This window comes from Nonomuraea ceibae (assembly GCF_019396325.1).
Taxonomy (GTDB): domain Bacteria; phylum Actinomycetota; class Actinomycetes; order Streptosporangiales; family Streptosporangiaceae; genus Nonomuraea; species Nonomuraea ceibae.
This window is the reverse complement of the sequence record NZ_JAHKRO010000176.1, coordinates 1-14,341: the sequence shown is the minus strand read 5'-3', so window position 1 is coordinate 14,341 and position 14,341 is coordinate 1. Positions and strand designations below refer to the sequence as shown.

General features: G+C 73.2%; 16 protein-coding genes. 10 read left to right on the top strand and 6 right to left on the bottom strand.

What is annotated here, in order from left to right; genetic code table 11:
• On the top strand, positions 1-1,053 hold a 1,053-nt coding region (locus tag KME80_RS47260), incomplete at its 5' end, for a WD40 repeat domain-containing protein (protein ID WP_219518683.1).
• Positions 1,054-1,075: 22 nt separating this feature from the next.
• Here KME80_RS47260 and KME80_RS47255 read toward each other — a convergent pair.
• The gene (locus KME80_RS47255; RefSeq protein WP_219518682.1) at positions 1,076-1,636 is read right to left on the bottom strand and encodes a TetR/AcrR family transcriptional regulator; all 561 of its coding nucleotides are present in this window, start codon (positions 1,634-1,636) and stop codon (positions 1,076-1,078) included.
• 111 nt (positions 1,637-1,747) lie between these two features.
• On the opposite strand from KME80_RS47255, the gene KME80_RS47250 reads away from it, so the two are divergent.
• Together KME80_RS47250 and KME80_RS47245 are read left to right on the top strand one after the other, a co-directional pair.
• Positions 1,748-2,944 carry a serine hydrolase domain-containing protein gene (locus tag KME80_RS47250; protein WP_219518680.1) on the top strand — a complete coding sequence of 399 codons (1,197 nt, stop codon included), beginning with the start codon at positions 1,748-1,750 and terminating at the stop codon, positions 2,942-2,944.
• Positions 2,945-3,036: 92 nt separating this feature from the next.
• On the top strand, positions 3,037-3,828 hold the full coding sequence (locus tag KME80_RS47245) for an SAM-dependent methyltransferase (RefSeq protein WP_219518678.1): 792 nt from the start codon (positions 3,037-3,039) through the stop codon (positions 3,826-3,828).
• 48 nt (positions 3,829-3,876) lie between these two features.
• On the opposite strand, the gene KME80_RS47240 is transcribed toward KME80_RS47245, so the two are convergent.
• Positions 3,877-4,239, bottom strand: a complete 363-nt coding sequence (locus tag KME80_RS47240; RefSeq protein ID WP_219518676.1) for a cupin domain-containing protein — start codon at positions 4,237-4,239, stop codon at positions 3,877-3,879.
• Between the two features lie 161 nt (positions 4,240-4,400).
• Here KME80_RS47240 and KME80_RS47235 point away from each other — a divergent pair, with 161 nt between their 5' ends.
• The 3 genes from KME80_RS47235 (at position 4,401) to KME80_RS47225 (ending at position 6,483) form a co-directional block, all read left to right on the top strand.
• Positions 4,401-5,480, top strand: a complete 1,080-nt coding sequence (locus KME80_RS47235) for a glycoside hydrolase family 19 protein (RefSeq protein WP_219518671.1) — start codon at positions 4,401-4,403, stop codon at positions 5,478-5,480.
• Positions 5,481-5,513: 33 nt separating this feature from the next.
• Entirely contained in the window at positions 5,514-6,203 is a 690-nt protein-coding gene (locus tag KME80_RS47230) for a rhodanese-like domain-containing protein (RefSeq protein ID WP_219518669.1), read from the top strand.
• A gap of 121 nt (positions 6,204-6,324) precedes the next feature.
• Entirely contained in the window at positions 6,325-6,483 is a 159-nt protein-coding gene (locus tag KME80_RS47225; RefSeq protein ID WP_219518667.1) for a hypothetical protein, read from the top strand.
• 4 nt (positions 6,484-6,487) lie between these two features.
• On the opposite strand, the gene KME80_RS47220 is transcribed toward KME80_RS47225, so the two are convergent.
• Positions 6,488-6,895 carry a cupin domain-containing protein gene (locus tag KME80_RS47220; protein WP_219518664.1) on the bottom strand — a complete coding sequence of 136 codons (408 nt, stop codon included), beginning with the start codon at positions 6,893-6,895 and terminating at the stop codon, positions 6,488-6,490.
• A 197-nt stretch (positions 6,896-7,092) separates the two neighbouring features.
• Here KME80_RS47220 and KME80_RS47215 point away from each other — a divergent pair, with 197 nt between their 5' ends.
• Positions 7,093-9,066, top strand: a complete 1,974-nt coding sequence (locus tag KME80_RS47215) for a glycosyl hydrolase family 18 protein (RefSeq protein WP_219518660.1) — start codon at positions 7,093-7,095, stop codon at positions 9,064-9,066.
• A gap of 71 nt (positions 9,067-9,137) precedes the next feature.
• On the opposite strand, the gene KME80_RS47210 is transcribed toward KME80_RS47215, so the two are convergent.
• Positions 9,138-9,737, bottom strand: coding sequence for a TetR/AcrR family transcriptional regulator (locus KME80_RS47210; protein ID WP_219518656.1), 600 nt, complete (start codon positions 9,735-9,737; stop codon positions 9,138-9,140).
• Positions 9,738-9,759: 22 nt separating this feature from the next.
• On the bottom strand, positions 9,760-10,056 hold the full coding sequence (locus KME80_RS47205) for a hypothetical protein (protein ID WP_219518653.1): 297 nt from the start codon (positions 10,054-10,056) through the stop codon (positions 9,760-9,762).
• 91 nt (positions 10,057-10,147) lie between these two features.
• Between KME80_RS47205 and KME80_RS47200 the strand changes: the two genes are divergently transcribed.
• On the top strand, positions 10,148-10,438 hold the full coding sequence (locus KME80_RS47200; protein WP_219518650.1) for a hypothetical protein: 291 nt from the start codon (positions 10,148-10,150) through the stop codon (positions 10,436-10,438).
• Between the two features lie 165 nt (positions 10,439-10,603).
• Positions 10,604-12,736, top strand: a complete 2,133-nt coding sequence (locus KME80_RS47195) for a SpoIIE family protein phosphatase (RefSeq protein WP_308126234.1) — start codon at positions 10,604-10,606, stop codon at positions 12,734-12,736.
• A 115-nt stretch (positions 12,737-12,851) separates the two neighbouring features.
• Here the strand turns inward: KME80_RS47195 and KME80_RS47190 are convergent, their stop codons facing one another.
• A complete protein-coding gene (locus KME80_RS47190) occupies positions 12,852-13,385 on the bottom strand; it encodes a MarR family winged helix-turn-helix transcriptional regulator (RefSeq protein ID WP_219518648.1) in 534 nt (177 codons plus the stop codon).
• An 84-nt stretch (positions 13,386-13,469) separates the two neighbouring features.
• On the opposite strand from KME80_RS47190, the gene KME80_RS47185 reads away from it, so the two are divergent.
• A partial coding sequence (locus tag KME80_RS47185) for an LLM class flavin-dependent oxidoreductase (protein WP_219518646.1) occupies positions 13,470-14,341 on the top strand: 872 nt, incomplete at its 3' end.

Here is a 14,341-nt window from a genome sequence, read left to right as displayed (position 1 = left end):
AGCGCCGCCGCCCGGGCCGGGGGTCCGGCCCCGGAGGGCACCGCGCGGCTCGCCGCACCGATCAAGGCAGGCGGGAAGGCGCGGGGGTGGGTGGCGGGGGCGGTGACCTCGGTCGCGGCGCTGGTGGCGGTCGCGCTCACGCTGCTGTACGTCGCCGCCCGGCAGGATCCGCCGGCTGCGGGCACCCGTACGGTCGTGGTGCCGGAGCTGGGCGCGACGCTGCACGAGCACCCGGCGGACCCGTTACGGCTGACGTCGTTCCTGCGCGGGTCCACGGACCTGAGCGAGGGCCTGGCGTTCGCCGCCGGTGTGCGGCTGCCGGGCGAGGACACGTTCCTGCCGGTCACGGAGCGGATGGCGCCGATGGTCTCCCCCGGCGGGGATCGGGTGGCGTACGTGCACGAGTCTCCGGACCTGGCCGTCGAGAACGCGGGGGCGGTGCGGTTCACCGCGCGCGACCTGACGGGCGCGTTCTGGGTGGACGTGGTCGAGCCGCCGCTGGCGCTGCGCCGCCCGTCGTGGTCGCCGGACGGCTCCCGGCTGCTGGTCACCGTGTGGGACCCCCGGCTGGACGACCGCACCACGGGGTTCGCCGTCGTCGACCCGGCCCGCCGCACCGCGTCCGTGGTCAGCGCTCCGGCGCCGGGCAAGGAGGACTACGTGTGGGCCTCCGGCGACACCCTGGCCCGCGCGTCGGGGACCGGCGCGATCACCGTCCACTCCCCCGCCGGCGCCGTGCTGCGCACGCTGGGCGGGGTGCGGCAGCCGGCGGGCACGGTCCCGGTGTTCTCCGCCGACGGCAGGCTCGCCACGCTCTGCCCGGGGGCGGAGGACAGGGCGTGCGTGCTCGACGCCGCCACCGGCCGCCGTCTGACGACGCTGCCGCTGCAGGCGGGCGGGGTGCTCTGGTTCTGGTACGGGACGGACCACCTGGCCGTCTACTCCGCGGCCTCCTCGGCGGTGCGGGCGGTGGATCTGACCGGCGAGCCGGTGCGCACGCTAGCCGAGTTCGCGACGGGGGGCGCCTGGACCGTCCACTGGGCGGCGCGCTGACCCGGAGCATCGGGGACCGCCGTCAGGCGGACGGCTCCAGGCCGAGGATCGCGCCCGCGCCGCGCAGCAGCTCGGCGCGGAGCTCCGCCACGGGCACGTCGGGGAGCTGGCTGACGGGGTCGGCGACGGCGGCGAACGCCTGGGCGGCCCGTACGCGCTCGCGCCACCCTGCGCCGGGCCCGGCGAGCAGGTCGACCGCCCGGCCGGTGAAGGCGGTCACGCGCGAGATGACCTGCGCGCTCTCGTCAGCGTAGACGGAGGCGTCGCGCAGGAGCAGCGCCATCGTCCGGCGGTGGGCGAGCATGACGTCGAGGCACCCGGCGAGCAGGTCACGGCGGACGTCGGTCCCGGCGGGGGCGGACTCGGCGGCCCGGATGGCGGCTTCGAGCTCGTCGATCGGCGGCGTGACGAGGCTGTCGAGGATCTCGCTCTTGCTGCGGAAGTGGTGGTAGAGCGAGGGCTTGGAGATGCCGACCCGTTCGGCGACGTCGCGCATGCTGGCGGCGCGGTAGGTCTGGGCGGCGAACAGGTCGCGGGCCGCCTCCAGGATGCGCTGCCTGGTGTCGCCGGGTTCGTTACGCACTGACGCCGCCTCATCGAGCCGAAGGTGTGCCGCCCAGCCTAGCCGACCTTCCGGTCGGTAGGGTATGGTCACGTCCCGACCGACCGGTAGGTAGAGAGAAGGGCGTGGACGATGACACGGACCGACGGCATGACGGCGGCGGGCTACGAGCCGCTGCGGGAGGCGTTCGAGCGCAACTTCGCCGAGCGCGGCGAGGTCGGCGCCGGGCTGACCGTCTACCGGGACGGGCGGCCGGTCGTGGACCTGTGGGGCGGCGAGGCCGACCCGGGCACGCACCGGCCCTGGCGGCGCGACACCATCGCCCCGCTCGCCTCCACCTGCAAGGTGTTCGCCTCGGCCGCGGTGCTGCTGCTGGCCGAGCGGGGCCTGGTGGACCTGGAGGCGCCCGTGGCCCGCTACTGGCCGGAGTTCGCGGCGAACGGCAAGGCCGGCATCACCGTGCGCACCCTGCTCGGGCACCGCGCCGGCCTGCCCAGCATGCACGCGCGGCCCATCACCTGGGAGGACCTGCGCGACTGGACCCCGATCACCGACACGCTCGCCGCCGCGGCCCCCGAGTGGCCGCCCGGCACGGCGCACGGCTATCACGGGGTGAGCATCGGCCATCTCGCCGGGGAGATCGTCCGCCGGGTCTCCGGCGTGACGCTGAGCGAGTTCCTGGCCAGGGAGATCACCGGTCCGCTGGGCCTCGACTGTTACGTCCGGGTGCCCGACGCCGCGCTGCCGCGCCTGGCGACGATGGTCGTGCCCGACGCCGACACCGTGCGCCTGGGCATGGAGGTGCCGGAGCTCGCCGGGTTCGTCGCGGCGCTCGCCGACCCCGGCAGCCTGTCCTACCGCTCCTTCTACGGCAGCGTCGCCATCGGCTGGGACGCCACCAACGACCCGCGCACGTACCAGGTGGAGAGCCCGTCGATGGACGGCGTCGCCTCGGCGCACTCGCTGGCCCGCTTCTTCGCCGGCCTGATCGGCGAGGTCGACGGCGTCCGGCTGCTCGGTCCCAGGCTGGTCGACCGGGTGCGCACCCCGCAGGCCGAGGGCATGGACCGCACCCTGTGCGCGCACACCGCCTGGGGGATCGGCTTCGCCGTGCCCGGCGGCCCGTTCTGGCCCGCACCGCCGCGCCTGACGGGCCTGTTCGGGCAGGGCGGCGCGACCGGCTCGTTCGGCTTCGCCGACCCGGACCGCCGGATCGCGTTCGGCTACGTGCCCAACCGCGGCTCCGAGCTGCTCGAAGGCGGCGACTTCCGCGTCCGTTCGCTCATCGAGGCGCTGTACGCGACGCTGGAGGGCCGGGAACGCGGGTGAGCCCGGGATTCGCGCACGAAGGGGCGTACATGTGGATCTTCAACGAGTAGGCTCGTCGGACATCCTGCCCCATTCGCCCGGGAAGGCGACCGATGACCGAAGAAGCGCTCAGCCGCATCAACACCGAGGTTCCCAGCCCCGCCCGCATCTACGACCTGTGGCTGGGCGGCAAGGACAACTACGAGATCGACCGGATCGTCAGCGAGCAGATCCTCCAGGCGGTGCCCGAGCTGCCGGTGCTCGCCCGGACCAACCGGGAGTTCCTGGGCCGCGCGGTGCGCTACATGGCGGGCCAGGCCGGGGTCCGGCAGTTCCTGGACATCGGCACCGGCATCCCGACCGCGAACAACACCCACCAGGTGGCGCAGTCGGTGGACCCGGGCTGCCGCGTCGTCTACGTCGACAACGACCCGGTGGTGCTGGTGCACGCGCGGGCGCTGCTGCAGGGCGAGTCGGAGGGCGACACCTCGTTCATCGACGCCGACCTGCGCGAGCCGGAGAAGATCCTGGAGGCGGCGCGCGACCTGCTGGACTTCGACCAGCCGATCGGGCTGATGCTCCTCGGCGTGGTGGACTTCCTGCCGGACACCGGCGAGGCGCGGTCGATCATCGGGCGGCTGATGGAGCCGATGGCGCCGGGCAGCCATCTGGCCATCTCGCACGGCCTGGTCGGCAAGCAACTGGAGGAGGGCGTGCGGCACTGGAACGAGAGCGGCGGCGCCACGATGACGCTGCGCACGCTGGAGGAGGCGACGAGCTTCTTCGACGGCCTGGAGTTGCTGGAGCCGGGCGTGGTCGCGCTGCCGCAGTGGCGGCCGGACCCCGACACGCTGTACGCGGACCGCGAGGCGGTCTACTACGCGGGGGTGGGCCGCAAGTCCTGAGCCGAGATGCCGTGCCGGGGCGTCCCCGGCACGGCATGGTCCCGCCCGTCAGCCGTTCTTCGCCTTGGCGTAGTCGCTCGCGCCGCCCGCGAAGTCGTAGACCAGGACCTGCTCGTCGCCGACCACCCAGGCGTCGTGCCCCGGCGGGCAGACGAACACCTCACCGGGGCCCACTTCGGACTCCGTGCCGTCCTGCATCCGGATGTGCAGCCGCCCGCGCACGACGAACCCGTTGTGGTGGACCTCGCACAGGTCGGTGCCCGCGATCGGCTTGACCGACTCCGACCAGCGCCACCCCGGCTCGAACGTGGCCACGCCGAAGCTCAGGCCGGTCAGCTCGCACACCTCCAGGTGGCCCATCGGGAAGTCGCGCCGTTCGTCCGGCTTGTCGATGCTCTTGACTTCGATCATGACGTCCCCCCTCCGTCACTTCCAGTCTTTCACCGGGTCCGGCGGCTCACAAGACGATCGGGAATTGGGCCTTGCCGCAGGTGGATGTCAAGGCTAGTGTCAGGCCAACTCTTAGGAAACTTTCCTATAAGTTTCACCCCCCGGCAAGAGAAGGTGATCAGGTGAAACGCGTCCTCGCGTCCGCGTGCGCCGCCGCCGTCGTGGGCGGGCTGGCCTTCCTGCTCCCGCTGTCCAGCGCCTCCGCCGCGACCTGCGCCGCCGCGTGGAGCTCCGGCGCCGTCTACACCGGCGGCATGACCGCCTCCCACAACGGCCGCAACTGGTCGGCCCGATGGTGGACGCAGAACGAGACCCCCGGCAGCTCCCAGGTGTGGGCCGACCAGGGAGCCTGCGACGGCGGCGGCACCACCCCGCCGGGCTCGTGCGACCACCCGAACTGGGTGGCGGGCACCTTCTACGCGGCCGGCTCGATCGTGCGCTACACCGACGGCCGCTACTACCGCGCCGAGCACGACAACCCGGGCTACGACCCGGTCGTCTCCACCTGGTACTGGGAGCCGTACACCTGCGGAGGGAGCACGCCCACGCCGACGTCCACGCCCACCGACCCGCCGGACCCGTCCGGGTTCGTCGTCAGCCAGGCGCAGTTCAACCAGATGTTCCCGAACCGGAACTCGTTCTACACCTACAGCGGCCTGACCGCCGCGCTGAGCGCGTACCCGGGCTTCGCCAAGACCGGCAGCGAGACCGTGCGCAAGCAGGAGGCGGCGGCCTTCCTCGCCAACGTCAGCCACGAGACCGGCGGCCTGGTCCACATCGTCGAGCAGAACACCGCGAACTACCCGCACTACTGCGACTCGAGCCAGCCCTACGGCTGCCCGGCCGGGCAGGCGGCCTACTACGGGCGCGGCCCGATCCAGCTGAGCTGGAACTTCAACTACAAGGCCGCCGGTGACGCGCTCGGCATCGACCTGCTGCGCAACCCGTGGCTGGTGCAGAACGACGCGGCCGTGGCGTGGAAGACCGCGCTGTGGTACTGGAACACGCAGAACGGCCCCGGCACCATGACCCCGCACAACGCGATGGTCAACGGCCACGGCTTCGGCGAGACGATCCGCAGCATCAACGGCGCCCTGGAGTGCGGCGGCCGCAACCCGGCCCAGGTCCAGAGCCGCGTCAACAACTACCAGCGCTTCACGCAGATCCTCGGCACCACGACGGGAGGCAATCTGACCTGCTGAGCATGTTCGCCGCCTGGCGGGTACGGCTTCCTCATGGTGACAACAGCCGACCGTGAGGACGTCCGGGACCTGCTCGCGCGGCAGGCTCAGCTCGTGGAGGTGCTGCCCGGCCGCGAGTACGCCTGGGCGCACCTCCCGGGCGCGGTCAACGTGCCGCTCAAGGGCTTCGACGAGGCGGCGGCCGGCGCGCTGGACCCGGGGCGGCCGGTCGTCGTCTACTGCCACGACTGGCTGTGCGACCTGAGCCCGCGCGCCGCCCGCCGCCTGGACCGCCTCGGCTTCGGCGACGTGCGCGACTACGTGGCGGGCAAGATGGACTGGCTGTCTGCCGCGCTGCCGTACGAGGGCGAGGCCCGGCTGGTCGTGCGGCAGGTGCGCCCCGACCCGGTGGTCGCCGGGCTGGACGAGCCGCTGGACGAGCTCGGCGACCGGGTGCTCGGCGATCCGGCCGGGCTGGCCGTGGTGGTCGGCGGCGACGGCGTCGTGCAGGGCGTCGTGGGCTCGGACGAGCTGGCCGCGGGCGGCTCGCGGGGCACGGCCGAGCAGGCGATGAACACGGGCGTCACCACGGTGCGGCCGAGCGAGCCGCTGGAGCCGCTGGTCGAGCGGATGGAGCGGGCCGGGGTCCAGCACGTGGTGGTGACCCGGGCGGACAGCACGCTGGTCGGCCTGTTCGGGCTCGGTGACACCCGGCCGCCGGAGAACGAGTCGGACCAGGGGTGAGTCATGGGGACGCTGGAGGCGCTGCTCGACCGCTACGGCCGGACCTACGCCGAGGAGGCCGGCATCAAGATGGCCGACCGGCCGATGCTGGCCTCAGGTCGCGCCGCACCTCGACGGCCGGGTGCTGGAGGGCGCCCGCGCGGTCGGCCTGCCGCACCGCGAGGGCCCGCTCGCCGACCTGGCGGGCTCCGGCCCGGAGCTGGCCCGGCTGTCGGCGGCCCTGGTGCGGGTCTCGCGCAGCAAGCAGTCGGCCGCCGAGGTGAAGGCCGCCGGACGCTGACCGGTCAGACCACCCAGGCCGGGACGAGCTTGCCCGCGTCGGGCAGCGCGCAGTGCGGGTCGACCGGGGCGGTCGTGCCGTAGGCGCGCATCCCGGCGGGGGCGACGACGATGGCGGCCAGCCCGCCGGACGCGGCGGCGGTGATGCGGCGCGGCACGTCGGCGGGGATCACGACCGTGTCGCCGGGGCCGGCGGTCAGGGTGTCGCCGTCCACCTCGACGGTCGCGCCGCCGTCGAGCACGGTCCACACCTGTTCGGCGTCGATGACGTGGACCGGTCCCGCCTGCCCTCCGGTCATGTCGACCCGCCACACCACCTGGGACGAGCCGCCCTGGGTCGGCGAGGCGAGGGTGGTCATGACGGCGTTGGGGGTCTCGGTGCGGCGGCTTTCGGCGCTGCGGACGACGGGCATGGCGGGCTCCTCAGACAGGAAACGTGGTTGTCTAAATAGTGAACCATGTTGTCCATCTCTGTCAACGCGGCGCTATTGACGCCTCCGTAAAACACGGGTTACCGTCACCTGTACAACTAAAAGGAAACTTTCCTAACAGTTGGCGCGTACTCCCATCCCACCCCCCAGAGTTCACCCAACTCGGATGTCGGAGCATCATGAGACACAGCGTTCAGAGCAAGGTCCTGGCCGGCGTCGCGGCGTTACTCATGCCGCTCACCGCGGTGGTCGCCGCCCCCACGGGGGCGTACGGCGCGACGGCGCCGTCGGCGTCCGTCGCCGCGCTCGCCGCCTGGGCGCCGAACACGGCGTACACGGCCGGCACGGTCGTCACCTACAACGGCGTCTCCTACAAGTGCCGTCAGAGCCACACCTCCCTGCCCGGCTGGGAGCCGCCGAACGTCCCCGCCCTGTGGGAGGTCACGACCGGCGGCCCGGGTGAGGACACCGAGGCGCCCAGCGTGCCCGGCAACCTCCGCTCGACCGGCGTCACCTCCAGCAGCGTCTCGCTCGCCTGGAACGCCTCCACCGACAACGTCGCCGTCACCGGCTACGAGGTCTACCGCGGCACCACCCTGGTCAGCACCGTCACCGGCACCACCTTCACCGACACCGGGCTGACGGCCGACACCGCCTACAGCTACACGGTGCGGGCCCGTGACGCCGCCGGCAACCGCTCCGCCGCGACCGCCGCGGTCAGCGCGCGCACCAGCCAGGGCGGGGGCGACGACACCCAGGCGCCCAGCGTGCCCGGCAACCTCCGCTCGACCGGCGTCACCTCCAGCAGCGTCTCGCTCGCCTGGAACGCCTCCACCGACAACGTCGCCGTCACCGGCTACGAGGTCTACCGCGGCACCACCCTGGTCGACACCGTCACCGGCACCACCTTCACCGACACCGGCCTGAGCGCCAACACGTCCTACAGCTACACCGTCCGCGCCCGCGACGCCGCCGGCAACCGCTCCGCGGCCAGCTCCTCGGTCAGCGCGCGCACCAGCGAGGGCGGCGGCACCGGCGGGGACAAGGTGCTCGGCTACTTCGTCCAGTGGGGCGTCTACCAGCGCGGCTACCACGTCAAGAACATCGACACCAGCGGCTCGGCCTCGAAGCTGACCCACATCAACTACGCCTTCGGCAACGTGCAGAACGGCCAGTGCACCATCGGTGACAGCTACGCCGACTACGACCGCTTCTACCAGGCGGGCGAGAGCGTCGACGGCGTCGCCGACACGTGGGACGCCGGCGCGCTGCGCGGCAACTTCAACCAGCTGCGCAAGCTCAAGAAGAAGTACCCGAACCTCAAGGTGCTGTTCTCCTTCGGCGGCTGGACCTGGTCCGGCGGCTTCGCCCAGGCCGCGCAGAACCCGACCGCGTTCGCCGAGTCCTGCTACCGCCTGGTGGAGGACCCGCGCTGGGCCGACGTCTTCGACGGCATCGACATCGACTGGGAGTACCCGAACGCCTGTGGCCTCACCTGTGACACCAGCGGGCCGGCCGCGTTCAAGAACCTGATGCAGGCGCTGCGCAGCCGCTTCGGCAGCAACAACCTGGTCACCGCCGCCATCACCGCCGACGGCACCGACGGCGGCAAGATCGACGCGGCCGACTACGGCGGCGCCGCGCAGTACGTCGACTGGTACAACGTCATGACGTACGACTTCTTCGGCGCCTGGGCGGCGCAGGGCCCGACGGCCCCGCACTCGCCGCTCAACTCCTACTCGGGCATCCCGATCGCCGGGTTCCACTCGGACCAGGCGATCCAGAAGCTCAGGAGCAAGAACATCCCGGCGAGCAAGCTGCTGCTCGGCATCGGCTTCTACGGCCGCGGCTGGACCGGCGTCACCCAGTCCACGCCGGGCGGCACGGCGACCGGCCCCGCGCCGGGCACCTACGAGCAGGGCATCGAGGACTACAAGATCCTCAAGACCCGCTGCCCCTCCACCGGGACCGTCGCGGGCACCGCGTACGCGTACTGCGGCAACCAGTGGTGGAGCTACGACACGCCGGCCACGATCGGCAGCAAGATGGGCTACTCGAAGAACCAGGGCCTCGGCGGCGCCTTCTTCTGGGAGCTCAGCGGCGACACCACCAACGGTGAGCTGATCACCGCGATGAAGAACGGCCTGAACTGACGCAGGCGCCCTGGGCGGGACGTGAGGTCGCGCCCAGGGCAGCACATCAGGAGCGCCCGCTCCTGCCGCGCCTACGGCGTGGCGGGAGCGGGTGTTCGCGTTGCGAGGCCGCGCACGGTCAGCTCGACGAGCTGGCGCAGCCGGGTGCGCAGGACCTCCGGGGGCGCCTCCTGCTGGGCGATGCCGGTCAGGGAGGCGACCAGGACGGCGGCGGCGTCGCGCGCCGGGATGGCGTGGCCCAGCAGGTCGAGCTCGCCGGAGGCCGCTTCCAGCGCCGCCGCGACCGCCTCGGTGTAGCCGTCCTCCAGGGCGAGCACCACGTCGCCCGCCACCTCGCGCGCCTCGGCCAGCAGCTCGGCGCGCAGCCGCGCCTCGACGCCGCCGGCGACGAGGTCGAGCTTGACGGCGAGCATCCCGTAGAGCCGGTCGGCGACGGAGCCGTCGCCGCGCCACGCGGCCCGCGCGGCGGTCACGAGGCCGTCGGCGAGCTTCTCGCCGACGGCGCGGAAGAGCTCCTCCTTGCCGCCGAAGTACTGGTAGACGGCGGGGCGGGACATGCGCGCCGCGCGCGCGATCAGGTCCATGGACGTGCGCCGGTAGCCGTGACGGACGAAGACGCCCAGGGCGGCGGCGACGATGTGGTCCTGCTTGGCCGCGGCCCCGTCTGACATGCTGACATTCTATGACGGCCCGTCAGGACCGGGCCGGGGGCCGCCTGCCGAAGGCGCCGATCGTCGCGTGGAACACGCCGATGGCCAGCGCTCCGAGCGCCGCCGCCGCGAACGCCGCGACCGGCCGCTCCCGCACGTCCGCGCCCCAGGCCAGCAGGGCGGCGATGACGTACGACGCCCAGCCCGCCAGCAGGTTGGGCAGCGGCCCTGAGCCGAAGGCCGAGGGGAAGTGCTCCTTGGTGATGCCCTTGACGAAGTGCGGGGTCGCGTTGGCGGCGAACAGGCCCGCGAAGAAGCTCATGACGACGGTCGGCAGCATGCGTCCTCCTGGACGGTCTCGGGTGCTGACATGTTAGACGTTTTTTGTCAGCCTGTCTGCCGGGTGGCGCGGCGACGGCTACGATCACGGCATGCCGATCGACTTCGAGGAGGCCAGGGTCGTCCCGGGCAGCGCTCCCGGCACGTACGTCCTGGTCGTCAGCGGGAGCAAGCCGTACGCGAACATGGAGGTGCGGCTGGCGCCGCTCGTCTACATCACCCAGCCGGACTACTGGGTCATCGAGGTCGAGGGCACGCTGCCGGGCATCGGGCTGCCCGCGCTGGCGCCGTACACGGTGTCGCTGCCGCTCGACGCGGTCCTCGGCACGGCGGGGATCGAGGTGGCCGGCGCCCGCCGGAGGCAGAGGTTCGACGTGCCGTAGAACACCGTGCGCGCCGGGGTCGCTACCGTGGGTGATTTCGGATGGGCGTATTCTGCATTTATGGCGACTTTCGGCCCGGGGAGCAGGACGGGCTAGCGCGTGGGAGGCAGGTCCGCTTCCATCACGGGTTCCAGGCGGGGCGCGCCGGGGCTCGATGACCTGCTGGTGCGCGCCGTCAGCGAGACCGGCGCGCACATCGGCGCGCTCTACCTGCTCGACCAGGACGGCCTGGTCCTGAGCATGAACACGGCGATGGGCTTCCCCGCCGCCGTCGCCAAGGCGTGGGCCCGCATCCGCATGTCGATGCGGATGCCGATGACCGTGTCGCTGCGCGAACGGCGGCCGGTGTGGACGGCCGACCGCGAGGACCTGGCCCGCCAGTTCCCGGGGGTCGCGCTGGCGATGCCGTACAACTTCGCCGTCGTGACGGCCCCGATCCTGTGCGGCGAGGCGGCGCGCGGCGCGCTGCTGCTGCTCCTGCCCGCCACCCGCGACACCGGGCCGGGCCAGCACGTGCTCGACGTCATGGAACGCGCCTGCAAGGACATGGGCGAGCTGCTGGCGCAGGCCGACCGGCTCGGCCGGCCGGTGCGGCCCAGGCCGCGGCCCCGCATCCTGGCCCCGTTCCGCTCCCAGCAGGACGACCCCGCCGTGAGCGCCGAGGCGGCGATGGCCGCGCTGGAATGCCTCAACGGCCTGCCCGAGGGCTACTGCGCGCTGGACGTGGACGGCAGGGTGACGTTCCTCAGCGCGCCGGCTTCCGGGCTGCTCGACACCACCGCCGCCGAGATGGTCGGCAAGCGGCCGTGGGAGGTGCTGCCGTGGCTGGCCGACCCGCCGCACGAGGACAGCTACCGGGCGGCCGTCCTCGGCCACCAGATCACCTTCTTCACCGCCCAGCGGCCTGACGGGCAGTGGCTGGCGTTCCAGCTCTTCCCGACGCCGTCCGGGCTCAGCGTCCGCATCACGCCGAGCACGATGGCCCGCGACCCCGCCCACGTGATGCCCGACCCGGTGGTCAGCCGGCAGATCAGCGGGGCCGCCCTGTACGACATGCTGCAACTCGCCTCGTCGCTCAGCCAGGCCGCCACCGTCCAGGACGTGATCGACCTGGTGGCCGACCAGATCATCCCCGTCTTCGACGTCAAGGGGCTGGCCATCCTGACCGCCGAGGGCGGGCGGCTGCGGGTCGCCGCCACCCGCGGCTACAGCCCGGAAGGCGTCGCCGAGATGCGCAGACGCGCGCCGTGCGCCCCGCACGCCCCCGAACTGCCCCTCATCACCGGCGAACCCGCGTTCTTCGCCAACGAGCGCGAACTGCTCGACGTCTACCCCGAAGCGGGCCGCTACGACGGCATGGCCGCCTGGGCGCTGCTGCCGCTGCACAGCTCCGGCGGGCCGATCGGCACCCTCGTGCTCGCCTACGGGAGCCCGCACCGCTTCACCCAGGACGAGCGGACCACGCTCACCTCGCTCGCCGGGCTGATGGCGCAGGCGCTGGAACGGGCCCGGCTCTACGACGCCAAGCACCGCCTGGCCCAGACCCTTCAGGCCAGCCTGCTGCCGCGCGCCCTGCCGGTGATCCCCGGGCTGGAGGTGGCGGCCCGCTACCTGCCCGCGACCCAGGGCATCGACATCGGCGGCGACTTCTACGACCTCATCCACCTCGACGACGGCCAGGCCGCCGCCGTCATCGGCGACGTCCAGGGGCACGACACGAACGCCGCCGCGCTCATGGGGCAGGTCCGCACGGCCATCCATGCGCACGCGACCTCGGGAGCGAGCGCGGGCGAGGTGCTGAGCCACACCAACCGGCTGCTCATCGACCTGTCGCCGAACCGGTTCACGAGCTGCCTCTACATCAGCCTCGACCTGCGCGACGGCTCCGCGTGCGTGGCGAGCGCCGGCCACCTGCCCGCGCTGCTGCGCCGGCCCGGGCGGCCCACGGAGATCGTCGAGTCGACGCCGGGGCTGCTGCTCGGCATCGACCCGGCGGCCGAGTACCCGACGTCGCAGCTCGACCTGCCGCCCGGCAGCGTGCTGGCCCTCTACACCGACGGCCTCATCGAGGCACCGGGCGTGGACCTCGGCGACGCCATCGACGGGCTGGCGCGGCGGCTGACCCGGCACGGCGGCCTGCCGCTGGCGCGGCTGGCGGACCGGCTCGTCGACCCGGCCGAGGGCGTCGGCTACCGCGCCGACGACGTCGCCGTGCTCCTCCTCTCCCCGGTCAACCCCTCCCCGACGGACGCTGCCCCGGACGCCCCCGGGCACGACGACCCCCCGCCGGAGGGTTAGGGTCCGTTCGGTCCCGCACCGGACGATCCCGGGGTGAACGGTTCCGAGGTGGGGGGTCGCGGGGTGGTGGGGTCGCCGGGTGGTGGGGTCGCGGGCGGACGGTCCCGGGCAGGGGTCAGGCGTCGGTGGGGGCCGGGCCGTAGAGTTCGGCGCGGGCGGCGCGGCAGTCGGGGTCGCGGTCGGCGGCGCGGTCGAGGCCGGCCTTGAGGAGGGCGGCGGTCTCGGCGAGCTGGGCGAGGCGGCCCGGGCCTAGGGTGTCGACGACCAGGGCGCGCACGGACTCCTCCCGGACCCGCCGGGCGCGGGCGGCGGCCTCGCGGCCGGCGGCGGTGAGCGTGATGTCCCAGCCCCGCGCGTCCTCGGTGCAGGCGACGCGCTCCAGCAGGCCGCGCGCGCTCATCCTGGCCACCTGGTGGGACAGCCGGCTCTTCTCCCACTGCAGAGTGAAGCGCAGCTCCAGGGCCCGCAGCCGGCCGCCGGGCGCGTCGAGGAGCACGTCGAGCACCTGGTGGTCGGCCTCGGACAGCCCGGTGGCGCGGGTCAGCTCGCGGGCGAGGTGGGCGGCGAGCTGCGCGTGGACCGCCGTGTGCGCACGCCACGCGGCCAGGCTTTCAGCGGCGGCGGGGTCGGCGTCCCGGCTCTCGGTCATGCCGCCAGCCTACGCCACGAAAGGTTGACATGTCATCCAAAGTGATTATGGTTGACACGTCTACCAATCGGTCTGGAGGACCACATGCCCGACTACGGCCACGATCTGCGGTTCGGGTCGTTCATCACCCCGCGCAACGACCGGCCCGAGGCGGCCGTCGACCTGGCCCGGCTGAGCGAGGAGGCCGGGCTCGACGTGGTCACGTTCCAGGACCACCCGTACCAGCCGGCCTTCCTGGACACCTGGACGCTGCTGAGCTGGGCGGCCGCCAGGACCGAGCGGGTACACCTGTCGGGCAACGTGCTCAACCTGCCGCTGCGGCCCCCGGCGGTGCTGGCCCGCTCGGTGGCGAGCCTCGACCTGCTGTCCGGCGGGCGGATCGAGCTGGGGCTGGGCGCGGGCGGGTTCTGGGACGCGATCGGCGCGATGGGCGGCCGCCGCCTGACGCCCGGCCAGGCGGTCGACGCGCTGAGCGAGGCCATCGACGTGATCCGCGGCATCTGGGACGCGGGCGAGCGGCGGCTGCTGCGGCTGGAGGGCACTTACTACGCGCTCGACGGCGCCAAGCGCGGCCCGGCCCCGGCGCACGACGTGCCGATCTGGCTGGGCGCGTACAAGCCGCGCATGCTCCGGCTGGTCGGCGCCAAGGCCGACGGGTGGCTGCCGAGCCTGGGCTACATCCAGCCGGAGGAGATCGCCGGCGCCAACAAGATCATCGATGAGGCGGCGGAGGAGGCGGGCCGCGACCCGCGTACCGTCCGCCGCCTGCTCAACGTGATGGGCGACGAGGCGCCCGGCACGTGGGTGGAGCGGCTGCTGCCGCTCGCCCTGGAGGACGGGGTCAGCACGTTCATCCTCGGCTCGGACGACCCGCGGGCGATCCGGGCGTTCGCCGAGGAGGTGGCGCCGGCGCTGCGCGAGGCCGTGGCGGCCGAGCGCGGCGGCGGCGCGGGGGG